15 protein-coding genes are annotated in these 13,773 nt (G+C 68.4%); 14 read left to right on the top strand and 1 reads right to left on the bottom strand.

Going from position 1 to position 13,773, the window contains the following annotated elements:
- Positions 1-37: 37 nt before the first annotated feature.
- Complete coding sequence (locus tag HNR24_RS08055; RefSeq protein ID WP_058888266.1) at positions 38-1,492, top strand: amidase; 1,455 nt, start codon at positions 38-40, stop codon at positions 1,490-1,492.
- Here HNR24_RS08055 and HNR24_RS14275 read toward each other — a convergent pair.
- Positions 1,434-2,357, bottom strand: coding sequence for a DMT family transporter (locus HNR24_RS14275; protein ID WP_182495518.1), 924 nt, complete (start codon positions 2,355-2,357; stop codon positions 1,434-1,436). The two genes, HNR24_RS08055 and HNR24_RS14275, sit on opposite strands and share 59 nt — an antisense overlap.
- A gap of 363 nt (positions 2,358-2,720) precedes the next feature.
- Between HNR24_RS14275 and rpmB the strand changes: the two genes are divergently transcribed.
- The 13 genes from rpmB (at position 2,721) to HNR24_RS07985 (ending at position 13,768) form a co-directional block, all read left to right on the top strand.
- Positions 2,721-2,957 carry a 50S ribosomal protein L28 gene (gene rpmB / locus HNR24_RS08045; RefSeq protein ID WP_036474464.1) on the top strand — a complete coding sequence of 79 codons (237 nt, stop codon included), beginning with the start codon at positions 2,721-2,723 and terminating at the stop codon, positions 2,955-2,957.
- Complete coding sequence (rpmG, locus tag HNR24_RS08040) at positions 2,957-3,124, top strand: 50S ribosomal protein L33 (protein WP_022872124.1); 168 nt, start codon at positions 2,957-2,959, stop codon at positions 3,122-3,124. Before rpmB ends, rpmG begins: the two co-directional genes overlap by 1 nt.
- A 2-nt stretch (positions 3,125-3,126) precedes the next feature.
- Positions 3,127-3,432, top strand: a complete 306-nt coding sequence (gene rpsN / locus HNR24_RS08035) for a 30S ribosomal protein S14 (protein ID WP_036474463.1) — start codon at positions 3,127-3,129, stop codon at positions 3,430-3,432.
- Positions 3,433-3,901: 469 nt separating this feature from the next.
- Positions 3,902-4,186, top strand: a complete 285-nt coding sequence (locus HNR24_RS08030; RefSeq protein ID WP_036474622.1) for an HU family DNA-binding protein — start codon at positions 3,902-3,904, stop codon at positions 4,184-4,186.
- A gap of 175 nt (positions 4,187-4,361) precedes the next feature.
- Positions 4,362-4,637, top strand: coding sequence for a hypothetical protein (locus HNR24_RS08025; protein WP_182495517.1), 276 nt, complete (start codon positions 4,362-4,364; stop codon positions 4,635-4,637).
- The gene (locus HNR24_RS08020) at positions 4,634-6,784 is read left to right on the top strand and encodes a bifunctional copper resistance protein CopD/cytochrome c oxidase assembly protein (protein ID WP_182495516.1); all 2,151 of its coding nucleotides are present in this window, start codon (positions 4,634-4,636) and stop codon (positions 6,782-6,784) included. Before HNR24_RS08025 ends, HNR24_RS08020 begins: the two co-directional genes overlap by 4 nt.
- Positions 6,781-7,632: a hypothetical protein gene (locus HNR24_RS08015; RefSeq protein ID WP_058888270.1), complete on the top strand. Its 852-nt coding sequence runs from the start codon at positions 6,781-6,783 to the stop codon at positions 7,630-7,632. Before HNR24_RS08020 ends, HNR24_RS08015 begins: the two co-directional genes overlap by 4 nt.
- A 26-nt stretch (positions 7,633-7,658) precedes the next feature.
- On the top strand, positions 7,659-9,647 hold the full coding sequence (locus HNR24_RS08010; RefSeq protein ID WP_182495515.1) for an NHL domain-containing thioredoxin family protein: 1,989 nt from the start codon (positions 7,659-7,661) through the stop codon (positions 9,645-9,647).
- A 94-nt stretch (positions 9,648-9,741) separates the two neighbouring features.
- Positions 9,742-10,218 carry a flavodoxin domain-containing protein gene (locus HNR24_RS08005; RefSeq protein ID WP_058888272.1) on the top strand — a complete coding sequence of 159 codons (477 nt, stop codon included), beginning with the start codon at positions 9,742-9,744 and terminating at the stop codon, positions 10,216-10,218.
- A 26-nt stretch (positions 10,219-10,244) separates the two neighbouring features.
- Positions 10,245-11,048 (top strand): methionine ABC transporter ATP-binding protein, encoded by an 804-nt coding sequence (locus tag HNR24_RS08000; RefSeq protein WP_182495514.1) that lies wholly within the window; start codon positions 10,245-10,247, stop codon positions 11,046-11,048.
- Positions 11,045-11,722 (top strand): methionine ABC transporter permease, encoded by a 678-nt coding sequence (locus HNR24_RS07995; RefSeq protein WP_058888274.1) that lies wholly within the window; start codon positions 11,045-11,047, stop codon positions 11,720-11,722. Before HNR24_RS08000 ends, HNR24_RS07995 begins: the two co-directional genes overlap by 4 nt.
- Positions 11,723-11,844: 122 nt before the next feature.
- Positions 11,845-12,684 (top strand): MetQ/NlpA family ABC transporter substrate-binding protein, encoded by an 840-nt coding sequence (locus tag HNR24_RS07990; protein WP_232301732.1) that lies wholly within the window; start codon positions 11,845-11,847, stop codon positions 12,682-12,684.
- 259 nt (positions 12,685-12,943) lie between these two features.
- A complete protein-coding gene (locus HNR24_RS07985) occupies positions 12,944-13,768 on the top strand; it encodes an amino acid ABC transporter substrate-binding protein (RefSeq protein ID WP_058888275.1) in 825 nt (274 codons plus the stop codon).
- Positions 13,769-13,773: the final 5 nt, after the last annotated feature.

Below are 13,773 nucleotides of genomic sequence, written 5' to 3'. Positions count from 1 at the left end.
GATGAGTCCTAGGACTCCAGATCCAGAGGAGGGGCGCATGACGCACCTTGCCGACCTGACCGCCGTCGAACTGCTCGCGGGGTACCGCTCGGGTGACTTCACCCCGGTGGACGCCACCGAGGCGGCCCTGGAACGGATCGAGCAGCGCGACGCCGCGGTGAACGCGTTCGTGCTGGTGGACCGGGATGCTGCGCTGGACTCCGCTCGAGCCTCCGCGCGGCGCTGGGCCTCAGGACAGACCCTCGGTCCCGGAGACGGGGTGCCGACCTCGATCAAGGACATCTTCCCCACCGTGGGCTGGCCCACCCTGCGCGGCAGTCGGCTGATCGATGAAGCCGGGCCCTGGGACTTCGACGCGCCCTGCGTGGCGCGGCTGCGTGAGACCGGTGCGGTGCTGCTGGGCAAGACCACCACGCCGGAGTTCGCGTGGAAGGGCACCACCGACTCGGGGCGCTTCGGCGCGACCACCAACCCCTGGGATCCGGCGCTGACCGCCGGCGGATCCTCCGGAGGTGCGGCCGCCGCCGTGGGCGCCGGGATGGGCCCCTGGGCGGTGGGCACCGACGGCGGCGGCTCGGTCCGGATCCCGGCGGCGTTCACCGGCACGGTGGCGATCAAGGCCACCTACGGCACCGTGCCGATGTACCCGGCCAGCCCCTTCGGGACGCTTGCCCACGCCGGGCCGATGGCGCGCACGGTCACCGACACCGCCCTGCTGCTCGATGTGATCGCCGGCTTCGATGCCCGGGACTGGTCCGCCCTGCCCTCACAGACCCGACCATTCTCCGCCGACCTCGCCGAGCTCGAGGTCGACGGCGGCTCGCTGGCCGGGGTGCGGATCGGGTATTCGCCGACCCTGGGATTCGGCAGCAACGACCCGGAGGTCGAGGCCCGGGTTGAGGAGGCGGTAGCCGTGCTGGCCTCGCTCGGCGCCCAGGTCGAGAAGGTGGACCCCGACATCACGGACCCGGTGGAGGCCTTCCACGTGCTCTGGTTCGCCGGAGCCGCGAAGGTCCTGGAGGCCTACGGCCCCGGCGCGCTGGAGAAGGTGGATCCAGGGCTGCGGGCCGGAATCGAGCAGTACGCCGACGCCTCGGCGCTGGACTACCTCACCGCCACCGGGGTGCGCATGGACATGGGTGTGCGGATGGGAGCCTTCCATCAGAAGTACGACCTGCTGGTGACCCCCACCATGCCGATCCCAGCCTTCGATGCGAGCCGGCAGGCTCCGGCGGGCTGGCGCTCGGACCTGTGGACCAGCTGGACCCCGTACACCTACCCGTTCAACATGACCCAACAGCCTGCCGTCTCGGTCCCCTGCGGACTGACCGGCGCCGGGCTGCCGGTGGGTCTGCAGATCGTCGCCGCCCGGACCCGGGACCGCTCGGTGCTGCGCGCCGCACGGGCCTATGAGCTGGCCAGCGGGGAGAGGTTCAGCGCACCGGTCGCGCCTGCGGCACGTGTCGCGCCGGCCGGCGAAGCTGCGCGATAGCCACCCCGGTCAGGGTCACCGCACCGCCGATGATCCCCAGCAGCGGCGGAACCTCGCCGAGGGTGAGCCATGACATGACCACGACGACGGCGGGCACCGCCAGTGTGCATGCGGCCACCTTGCCGGTGGGGAAGTGGTTCATCGCGTAGCCCCAGAACCAGAAGCCCAGAGCGGTGGGCCCGATCCCCATATACACCGCGCCGAGGATCACCGGGGTCGAGGTCGTCTGCAGCTGATCCCAGGTGGCGCCGAGGAAGGGAAGCAGGGCGATGGTCCCGGCGGCGCAGGCCAGCCAGGTCGCGGTCAGCGGGTCGGTGTGCCGCAGTGCGAGCTTCTGGATCAGCATGCCCCCGGCGTAGAGGAACGCCGCGAGCAGGGCGATGCCCAGCCCGGCCAGCGCCAGCTGACCGGTGGATCCCGCCACGGTGATCAGTCCGATCCCGCACAGCGAGACCACCATGCCCGCGAAGAGCCGGGAGGAGAATGACTCCTTGAAGAACACCACCGCGCCGACGCCGACCATCAGGGGGGCCAGGTTCACCACCATCGCGATGGTCCCGGCGTCGATGTAGTGCCCGGCGAGGTTGAAGACCACTGTGTAGAGCGCGAACCAGATGACCCCGAAGAGAGCAGTCAGCCCCAGCGCGGGTCGGCTGGGCAGGTGCAGGTTCCTCCGGCGGACCCAGAGCAGCAGCGCGCTCAGCGTCACCGTGCCGGCGAGCAGCCGCAGCAGGGCGAGCGGGCCGGGGGAGAGCTCCCCCGCGGAGTAGCGGATCAGGACGAAGGAGGAGGCCCACATCAGCACCGTGGCGACGATGGCCGCCACGGGAAGCGCGGGGAGGGTGCGGGCGGCGTTCTGAGTCACGCCATGACTGTACCGCCGGCTCGGGGCCGACTCCCGCACCCGCTTTGCCGAATCCCCGGGCGCGGGCTACCATAGACAGTCGCAAGCCGTGCTGCGCTGTGCACATGCGTGTCCTCTTGGAGCGAGGACCGGGTGGGCTTCAGCGCCGGAAAGCAGCATGGTCGATTGTGAAGCCTGGATTCCAGAGCACCACATCAAGCACCACCGTCCGTTCAGCGTTTCGCTGGACGAATGAGAAGACACTTCGGTTGGATCTCACCCAGCCTGGTCCGTCCTCGGAAGTAACGGTGTCATAGCTGGTGGCGGGACCCAGAATCGGGGACCGCCCGTATACATTCACGTACTTACGCAAGAGGAGTGATCATGGCAGCACGTTGCCAGGTGACCGGAGTGGGGCCGCAGTTCGGCAACTCAATCTCCCACTCGCATCGGCGCACCAAGCGCCGGTTCGACCCGAACATCCAGAAGAAGCGCTACTGGGTTCCCTCGCTGGGACGCAATGTGACGCTGACCTTGTCCGTGAAGGGCATCAAGACCATCGACGTCCGCGGCATCGACGTTGTCGTTGCCGAGCTGATCGAGAAGGGTGAGAAGCTCTAATGGCCAAGGACAAGGACGTACGTCCCATCATCAAGCTGAAGTCGACGGCCGGCACCGGGTTCACATACGTGACCCGCAAGAACCGCCGCAACAACCCCGACCGCATCGTGCTCAAGAAGTATGACCCGGTCGTTCGCAAGCATGTCGACTTCCGAGAGGAGCGCTGATCATGGCTAAGAAATCCAAGATCGCAAAGAACGAACAGCGCAAGGTCATCGTTGAGCGCTACGCCGAGAAGCGTCTGCAGCTGAAGAAGACCCTGGTGGATCCCAACGCCTCGGACGAGGACCGCGAGGCAGCTCGCGTGGGTCTGCAGAAGCTTCCCCGCGATGCTTCCCCGATCCGCGTGCGCAACCGCGACTCCATCGATGGTCGCCCCCGCGGCACCTTCCAGAAGTTCGGCATCTCGCGCATCCGCTTCCGCGACATGGCTCACAAGGGTGAGCTTCCCGGCATCACCAAGTCGTCCTGGTGATCAGCCGAGGCTGAATCGAGAACACCTTTTCAAGGGGTGGGTCGCCTTCGGGTGGCCCACCCCTTGAAGTGGTTGTACGATACACACTGTGTTCTAGATTGAACCCCCGGAGCCGCGCACCGAGCGTGTGCGCTCCGCAAAGTCCGCCACCCGTGCGGAGGCTGCTGTTCCTCACCCCCTGGAGGAACAGCATCAGTCCTCCCGCGGGTGGTTTTTTCATGCCACCCATCCAAGCGACCAGGCACCCTCTGAGATCCTCGTCTGCGGTGTTCGCGGAGCGGAGAATGCGGCCCTCGGGCCCAGGATCACGCGGTTCCATGCTGGTTCCGCCGGGCCTGCGTGGTAAGTTGCCGTTCTGAAAGCCCCACGCGGCATGACCGGCCCGCCGCCGCAGAAGATCGCGGCAGCGGCACGCATTGAGCAGGTCGTGCCGGGGACTGCCACCGAATAAGTCCAGGAGGACAAACACATGGCACTGAACCGCAGCGAGCTCGTCGCAGCAGTCGCAGAGAAGTCCGGAAACTCCCAGGCCGCCGTCAACGGCGTCCTGGACTCGGTCTTCGAGGTCTTCACCGAGCAGGTGTCCAAGGGCGAGAAGGTCACCATTCCCGGCTGGCTGGCCGTGGAGCGCACCAAGCGCGCCGCCCGCACCGGACGCAACCCGCAGACCGGTGAGACCATCCAGATCCCCGAGGGCTACTCGGTCAAGCTCTCCGCAGGTTCGAAGCTGAAGGCCGCTGCCACCGGCAAGTGAGCCCGAGCCGCCGCGGCGCTCCGCAGACTGGAGAGCCACGGCCCGCCTGAGAACATCGGCCCCTCGCCCGGAGAACGGGTGAGGGGCCGATGTCGTCAGAGCCGGGTCTTCTACACGGCGTAGAATCGTGGCAGGCGCAAGCCCTGACGACCCCGCAGGAAGGTGCAGCATCGCCATGACAGCCCCACTCACCCTGACCACTGCCACAGCTACAGCCTCAGCCACGGCCGCCGCGCCTGCGATGCCGGGGTGGGCCCCGCTGGTCTTCGGGATCGCCAGCCTGCTCGTGCTGGTCCTGGTGATCGTGCTGGCGAGGCGGAAGATGCACGAGTCAGCGCGCTGGCAGCAGTCCACCCGCCCCGACACCGAGCGCGATGACCCCCAGCAGGGTCCCCCGCCCGGCTCCTCGCAGGATCCCCGCACCGACCCGCCCAGGAACGACGGCGCGTGAGCACCTCCACCCCCACCCTGACCTCGGGCACCCGGGTCTGGACTGCGCCGCTGCCGCTGACCGCCGCTGCGCTGTGCGCCGGACTGCTGGCCCTGATCGTCACCGGTGTCCTCTCCGGCAGCACCGCGCCCAGCGAGCTCTCCGACCCCGGAGCGCTCACCCGGTGGGGTCTTCCGGTGGCCCGTTTCATCCATCACCTCGCCATGGCCACGGCGATCGCCGCGGTGAGCCTGGCCGCTGTGGCGGTGCCCCCGCAGGCAGGTCCTCGGCGGCGCCGGAAGCTTGCCGGTGAGGGTGTCGCCGCCGAGCACCCGCTGTTCACCCGGACCATGCAGATCGCTGGTCTCGCCGGAGTGGTCTGGACCGTGGCGGCGGTGGCGGTGCTGGTACTGACCTTCTCCTCACTCTCTGGACTCGCGCTCTCCTCCTCGGACTCCTTCGCCGCCGGGTTCTTCGACTACGTGCAGTCCATCCCGACCGGGCAGGCCTGGGCCGCGGTGGTGCTGATCGCCGCGGTCTTCGCCACCCTGGTGACCGCGGTCCGCGCGCCCGCGGGACTGTTCTTCATCGCCGTGCTGGGACTCACCGCCATCGTCCCGATGGCGCTGGTCGGGCATTCGGCCTCCGGCGATGACCACTACGCGGCGGTGAACTCGCTGGGACTGCACCTGCTCGGCGTCGTGATCTGGGTGGGCGGACTCGTGGTGCTGGCGCTGCTGAGCCCGGCGCTGAGCCGAGATGCAGCCCAGACCCGGGTATCGGCAGCCGCAGCGCCTGTGACCGAGGCGGGCCCGCTCGGCGCGGAGGCCCCCGCCACCCCGGCGCCTGGTATGACCGAGACGCTGCTGCGGCGCTATTCCACCCTGGCGGGACTGGCCCTGATCACCGTGGCAGCCTCCGGGGTCATCAACGCGAGCCTGCGCATCGAGACCCTCGAACAGCTCACCGCCACCAGCTATGGCCTGATGATCTCGGCGAAGCTGCTGGCCACCCTCGCCCTGGCGGGCATCGGCTGGATGCACCGGTCCTGGATCATTCCGCGGCTGGGCAGCGGGGCGCGTCCGTCCGGCCTGCTCTTCCAGCTGATCCTCGTAGAGATCGCCATCATGGCGGCCGTGATCGGGATCAGCGCCGTCCTCGGACGCACCGCGCCCCCGGTGCCCGAGGATCTTCCCCCCGACGCCACACCGGCGCGGACGCTCACCGGCTACGACCTTCCCCCTGAGCCCACCGGCAGCCTCTGGCTGACCCTGTGGCGCCCAGACTGGCTGTGGGTCGCCGTCGTCGTCTTCCTCGCCGCCTGGTACCTGCTCGCCATGGTGCGGCTGCGTCGGCGCGGGGACTCCTGGTCGGTGCTGCGCACCGCGAGCTGGCTCTTCGGCCTGCTGGTGCTGCTCTGGGTGACCTCCGGCGGGCCTGCGGTCTACGGGACGGTGCTCTTCTCGGGACACATGATCCAGCACATGACGCTGACCATGGTGGCGCCGCTGTTCATGGTCATGGGCTCCCCGGTGACCCTGGCGCTGCGCGCACTGGACGTGCGCACCGACGGCACCCGCGGCCCCCGAGAGTGGATCCTCTGGCTGGTGCACTCGCGCTTCTCGAAGGTGATCACGCACCCGATCGTCGCGGCGGTGAACTTCGCCGGGTCGCTGCTGATCTTCTACTACACCCCGGTCTTCGGCCTGGTGCTGGAGTACCACGTGGGCCACGAGCTGATGATCTTCCACTTCCTGGCCACCGGCTACATCTTCGCGCTGGTGCTCATCGGTCAGGACCCCCTGCCGGCGCGGCCCGCGCACCCGATGCGGCTGATCATCCTGCTCGCCACCATGGTCTTCCATGCCTTCCTGGCGGTGGCGATGACCAGCTCGGACCAGCTGATCCAGGCCGCCTGGTTCGGCAACATGGGCCACGACTGGGGCTTCACCGCGCTGGAGGATCAGCGCAGCGGAGGCGAACTGATGTGGGCGCTGGGAGAGATCCCCGCGATCCTGATGTCCTTCGTGGCCGGGGTCATCTGGTCCCGGGACGATAAGCGCGAGACCAAGCGGTTGGACCGCGAGGCCGACCGCACCGGAGACGCCGAGCTCAACGACTACAACGACATGTTCGCCCAGATGGCCGAACGGGATGGACCACGATGAGGCCACCAGGGATCGCGGCAGCGGCATCGGCGTTCGCCGGGGTGCTGCTGCTCACCGCCTGCGGCTCGGACACCGGAGCCACAGCCCCGGAGGATGCTGATCACGCCGGGGTCAGCCCAGGGGAGACCGCCCCCGAGGGCGCGGGCGAGGACGGCGCTGGCGAGGACGGTACGGGCGAGGACGGGGCTGTGCTCAGCGCCCCGGAGCGGCTGATCGCCGCGGCCCAGGAGGGCGCCGGGCGTGCCTCCAGCTTCGGGTTCAACGAGATGGGATTCGTCTCCGACGAGGTGGCCGACTCCTATCGCGAGCTGCTCCAGGAGAACTCCCTGGCAGGGGAGGACCCCGAGGCGCAGGTGAGCCCGGCCTCCTGCGCGCAGCCGCTGGCCGCCGTCGACTTCTCACCGCTGCTGCTTGCCGAGGCCGTGCGCGCAGACTACTTCGCCGAGAGCTTCGACGGGGCCGGTTCGATCGAGCTGGCCACCCTGCAGAGCCCGGCGGATGAGCAGCGCGTGGCCGAGCACCGGGAGAACGTGGCGGAGCTGCTTGAATCCTGCCAGGACACCGAGTTCACCCTGGACGGGGTGGACTACGAGCTGCGCATCCAGGAGCCGACGCTGCAGGACCAGGACGAGGTCTCCGCGGAGCAGGTTCAGGACACCGTGGCCTACTCCTGGCGGCGCAGCGGCGGGGATGGAACAACTTTCGCCCAGATCCTGTTCACGCAGGTGGGCAGTGACATCATCATGGTCTCCTTCACCGGCGGGGAGGCGGCAGAATCGGCCGAGTTCACCGCGATCGCGGAGGCCATCGCCGCTGAGGCGTCCGCCGCGCTGGAGACCGAAGAATAGCCAAGCAGAACAGAGGGAGTTCCCGTATGACTGAGACGATTCGCCGTGCCGAGCGGGTGCGCGCATCCGAGCTTCTGGGGCGAGGGTGGCTGAACACCGGCGGCAAGGACGTCTCCTTGGAGGACCTGCGCGGGAAGATCGTGATCCTGGACTTCTGGACCTTCTGCTGCATCAACTGCCTGCACGTGCTCGACGAGCTGCGCCCGCTGGAGCAGCGCTTCAGCGACGTCCTGGTCACCGTGGGCGTGCACTCCCCGAAGTTCGAGCATGAGGCCGACCCGGACGCGCTCGCCGCCGCCGTGGAACGCTACGAGATCGCCCACCCGGTCTTGGACGACCCGAACCTGACCACCTGGCAGGCCTACGCGGCACGCGCCTGGCCGACCCTGGTGGTTCTCGACCCGGAGGGCTACATCGCCGCGCACCTCGCCGGAGAGGGCCACGTGGCCGGACTGACCTCGCTGGTGGAGGAGCTCGTGGCAGAGCACGAGGCCAAGGGAACCCTGCACCGCGGCGACGGGCCCTACGTCCCTCCCGAGCCGGTCTCGCGCACGCTGCGCTTCCCCGGCAAGGCGGTCCCGGTGACTCGTGAGCTCGGTGAATCCGATTCCTCCCACGGGCACTTCCTGGTCTCTGACACCGGCCACCACCGGATCGTGGAGCTCGACACCGACCTGACCACGGTGGTGCGCTCCTGGGGTGGGGGAGCAGACCACGAGAAGGGTCACCGCGACGGCGACCCCGCCTCCGCCCGGTTCAACGAGCCTCAGGGCCTGACCGTGCTGCCGGCCGAACTGGCGCAGCAGGTCGGCTACGACATCGTGGTCGCCGACACGGTGAACCACCGGCTCCGTGGGATCAACGCCGAGACCGGAGCAGTCACCACGCTGGCCGGCAACGGCGTGCAGCGACTCCTCGACGCCGAGCGCGCCCGGTCCGGGGCGATCGAGTCCGGCAGCCTGGGCACCGAGCCGCTGCAGATCTCGCTGTCCTCTCCCTGGGACGTGCTGTGGTCTGAGACCCTGGGCCGGGTGGTCATCGCGATGGCCGGCACCCACCAGATCTTCACCTTCGACCCCGCCACCGGGGAGCTCTCGATCTTCGCCGGCACCGGCCTGGAGGGGCTGCTCGACGGCTCCGCCGAGACCGCCTGGTTCGCGCAGACCTCAGGGCTCACCGAGGACGCCGACGGGGATATCTGGATCGCCGATTCCGAGACCTCCTCGCTGCGCGTGATCCGCACCGGCGCTGATTCTGACGCTGAGCCGGGCGAGGCGGCGACCCCGGAGGTGGAGACCCTGATCGGCGAGGGCCTCTTCGACTTCGGCTTCCGCGACGGAGCCCCGGAGCAGGCCCGGCTGCAGCATCCGCTGGGCGTGACCGCGCTGCCAGATGGCTCTGTGCTGCTGGCCGACACCTATAACGGCGCGATCCGGCGCTACCGCGGTGAGCACCTTGCTGCGGACGGCACCACCGTCGCGGCCAGCGTCTCCACCGTGGCGCGCGGACTGAAGGAACCCTCAGATGTCCTGCTCGACGCCGACGGCACCAACCTGCTCGTCGTGGAGACCAACGCCCACGAGCTGGTGCGCATCGCGGTGCCTCAGGAGTACCTCACCGTGGATGAGGGCGCCACGCAGAGCCAGCGACCGGCCACGGCGGTGTCTCCGGGCGAGTTCTCCCTGGCCATCGGCTTCTCCGCCCCCACCGGGCAGAAGCTCGACGACCGGTGGGGCGACCCCACCCAGCTCAAGGTCTCCTCCTCCCCAGAGAACCTGCTCCTGGACGGTGCGGGGAACTCCGAGGGGCTGCGCCGCACGCTGCAGCTGAACCCTGAGGTCACCGAGGGGGTGCTGCACATCACCGCGCGCGCCGCCGCCTGCGACGGCGCCGAGGGCGAAGAGATCCCGATGCACGCCGCCTGCCATCTCTACCAGCAGGACTGGGGCATCCCGGTCCGGCTGGAAGCCGGTGCCCAGGATGAGCTGACCCTGGACCTGCGCGGAGTCCGGTGAGCGCGCATCTCGGCGATCCCGGCGCTCCCGCAGCGACACCGGCGTTGATAGGCTCAGAGGAGAACCCAAGTTTCTGCGAGAGGGCGGATGAACCATGACCACGATGGTCGTTGTTGCGAGCAAGCACGGGTCCACCGCGGAGATCGGCGAGCATATCGCCGCCACGTTGAAGGCCCGCGGCGTCTCCGCGCATGTCAAAGAGGTCTCCGAGGCCGGGAAGTGGCTCTTCGAGACCGATAACGTGGTCCTGGGCGTGCCGGTCTACCGGCAGAAGCTGTGGGGTCCGGGGATGATGTTCCTCGACGCCAACCGCACCGAGCTCGGCGGCAAGCCGCTGTTCCTCTTCGCCTCCGGGGGCGGACCCAGCCTCGCGCCCGAGCTGGCCGAGACCCTGCGCAGCTACCCGCACCGCGAGGTCGCCTACTTCCGGGGTGCGATCGATGCCGAGAAGCTCAGCTTCTTCGAGAAGCTGCAGCTCAAGGTGGTCAAGGCACCGGAGAATGCCGACTACCGAGACTGGCCGGGGATCGAGGACTGGTCACAGTCGTTGATCGCCTACGGCCTGAGCTGAGCTGATCCGTTGTTCCTGCGTCACCGATGATCGAGTTCGATCAGGTCACCAAGAGCTACACCCAGCGCGGCGCCCCGCGGGGCAGGTCCGTGAACGCCCTGGACGAGGTCAGTCTCAGCATCGGTGAGTCAGAGATCTTCGGGGTGGTCGGTGAGTCCGGGTCGGGCAAGTCCACCCTGTTGCGCCTGGTCAACGCCCTGGAGATGCCCACCTCCGGTGCTGTCACCGTCAACGGGGTCAATCTCGCTGCCCTGTGGCCGCGCGCCCGCCGGGCCCAACGACGCCGGATCGGGATGGTCTTTCAACAGTTCAACCTGCTGGCGAACAAGACCGTGGCGGCCAACGTCGCGCTGCCGCTGAGCCTGCACCGATCCCGCGGCGGCTTCCGCAGCCGCGCCGCCGAAGCGCAGGTCCCGCCCTCACGCACGCAGGACCGCGCCCGCGAGATGCTGGACTTCGTGAACCTGGGCGGGCATGCCGAGAAGCACCCCGCCCAGCTCAGCGGCGGTGAGAAGCAACGGGTGGCGATCGCGCGAGCCCTGGTCAACGAACCCGACATCCTGCTCTGCGACGAGCCGACCTCCGCGCTGGACGGTCAGCACACCGACGAGGTCATCGCGACCCTGCTGCGTGTGCGCGCCGAGATGGGGACCTCGATTTTGCTGGTCAGCCATGAGCTTGAGGTGATTCGGGGTACCTGCGACCGGGCCGCGATCCTGGAGTCCGGTCGGCTCACCGGGATCGCGGAGATCGCCGGGCTGGGTGCGCGCGAGAAGTACGACAGCTACTCGGAGCGGGCCCGCGCCTACCTCGAGGGGGACCAGGAGTGAACGAGCTGGCCCGGCGGCTGGGCGAGTATCAGGACGAGATCATCACCTCGATCCTGGAGACCGCGGCGATGCTCGGCTGGTCCCTGCTCGCTGCGGTGCTGATCGGACTGCCCATGGGGACCGGGATGTACCTGGCCCGCCGCGGCGGCCCGAAGGAGCGCGGCTGGGTCTACGCCGGGCTCAACGGCTTCGTCAACGTGGTCCGCTCGGTGCCGTTCCTGCTCTTCGTGGTGGCGCTGATCCCGTTCACCCGCTGGGCCGTGGGAACCTCCTTCGGGACCACCGCGGCCGCGGTCCCGCTCTCCTTCGTGGCGGTCGCGCTCTACGCCCGCTGGGTGGAGCAGACCCTGGTGGACATCCCCCGGGACACTGTGGAGCTGGCTGACTCCCTGGGCGCGAACACCTTCCAGCTGGTCACCCGGTTCCTCTACCCCGAGGCGCGCTCCGGGCTGGTGCTCTCGATGACCACGGTGACCATCTCGATGATCTCCTACTCCACCATCATGGGGGTCGTGGGCGGCGGCGGCGTCGGCGACTTCGCGATCCGCTACGGCTACCAGCGCTATGAGTACGACATCATGTACGTGACCATCGCGCTGATCGTGGTGATCGTGATGCTGATCCAGGCATCCGGCACACGACTCTCCATGGCGCTGGACCACCGGTCACGCTGAGCCGTGACAGGTGCGGCCGTGCCAGTCCGGCGCGGTGATGCCGGGCTGGCATAACTGAGCCGTCGGCGTCGTTGACACCACTGGGCCCGGTCCGGGTCCGTCCCTTCCGAACGAGGAGCATCTTGACTGCCGAACTGCAGAACCGTCCTGTCCGTGCGCTCAGCGGGGCCGCCGTCGTCCTCGCCCTGTTCGTCACCGCCGCCTGCTCCTCAGGCGAGTCCGGAGCCGAGGGTGATGACACGGTGATCCAGGTCGCCTCGCACACCACGCCGATGACCGATGTGGTCGAGGCTGCCGCCGAGGTGGCGCAGGAGGACGGCTACACCATCGAGCTGGTCGAGGTCAGCGACAACGTCCAGTACAACCGGCTGCTCGCCGACGGCGAGGTCGACGCGAACTTCGCCCAGCATGAGCCGTATATGCAGGCCTATAACGCAGAGCACGACGCCGAGCTCAGCGTCGTCGCCCCGATCTACAACGCCCGAGTCGGCTTCTACTCGCGGGACTACGATTCGCTGGAGGAGATCCCCGACGGCGCCCAGATCGCGCTGCCCAACGACGAGTCCAACGAGGGTCGCGCGCTGGCGATCCTGGCCGATCAGGGGCTGATCACCCTGGCCGAGGGGGTCGGCTTTGAGGGGACCCTCGATGACGTCGAGGAGAACCCCAAGGACCTGGAATGGGTCCAGGTGGACCTGCTGAACCTGACCTCGGCCTATGACGAGGACGGCATCGCCGCGGTCTTCAACTACCCGACCTACATCTCCAGCCTCGGGCTGACCCCGGAGGATGCGATCGCAGTGGAGGAGAACATCGACGAGCGCTTCGCGATCTCGCTGGTGGCCCGCGAGGGTGACCTCGACTCGGAGCAGATCGACGCCCTTGAGCGCGCCATGACCAGCGATGAGGTCCGGGACTTCCTCGTCGAAGAACATGACGAGACCCTGATGCCGGCCTTCTGAGGCTGAGTCGCTGGGCTGAGTCTCCGAGGCTGAGCTGCCGGGGGTGAGCTGCGGAGGCCGGCTCCGGGCGCAGGCTCGGAGGCGGCCCGCCTCGGTCCAGAGTCCAGATGCCCATCCCGCCAGGCAGATCCGGCGGCGTGACGTCTGGCGTAACAGAGCACCCTGTTCCGAGCAGCGCGAATGATACCGTTCTTTGCCTGTCCATGACCTGACCATTACGCGCCGGTCCCACCGACGCTTCACCTTAGGGGCACCACCTATGACCACACGCCTGCTCTCGACTCTCGCCCTCTCCGCCGCGGCGGCCCTCACGCTGGCCTCCTGCGGCGGCGGTGACGCGGGGCAGGACGATGCCTCGTCGGAGGAGTCGGCCTCAGGACTGACCCTGGAGCAGGTGCAGGACGCCGGGGTGCTCACCATCGGCACCGAAGGGACCTACCGTCCATTCAGCTTCCACGAGGGCGGCGCGGGTGAGCTCACCGGCTACGACGTGGAGATCGTCACTGCGGTGGCCGAAGAGCTCGGCGTCGACGCCGAGTTCGAGGAGACCCAGTGGGACGCGATGTTCGCCGGCCTGGAGTCCGCGCGCTTCGACGTGATCGCCAACCAGGTCTCGATCACCGAGGAACGCCAGGAGAGCTACCTGTTCTCGGAGCCCTACACGGTCTCCAACGGTGTGATCGTCACCCTGACCGAGAATGATGAGATCACCAGCTTCGAGGACCTCGACGGTGCCACCACCGCGCAGTCGCTGACCTCGAACTGGAACGAGCTGGCTCAGGAGTCCGGCGCCGACGTCGAAGCCGTCGAAGGCTGGGCGCAGTCGGTGACCCTGCTGGAGCAGGGTCGGGTGGACGCCACCATCAATGACAAGCTCACCTACCTGGACTACCAGGAGACCGAGGGCAACGAGAACATCAAGATCGCCGCCGAGACCGAGGACCAGTCGCAGTCAGCGCTGACCTTCCGGCAGGGCAGCGAGTCCCTGGTCGAGGCAGTCGATGAGGCGCTGGCCACCCTGGCCGAGGACGGCACGCTCACCGAGATCTCCGAGAAGTACTTCGGCGCCGACGTCACGCAATGATGGAG

The organism is Nesterenkonia sandarakina (assembly GCF_014138825.1).
Lineage (GTDB): Bacteria > Actinomycetota > Actinomycetes > Actinomycetales > Micrococcaceae > Nesterenkonia > Nesterenkonia sandarakina.
This window is presented reverse-complemented; position numbering and strand designations above follow the sequence as displayed.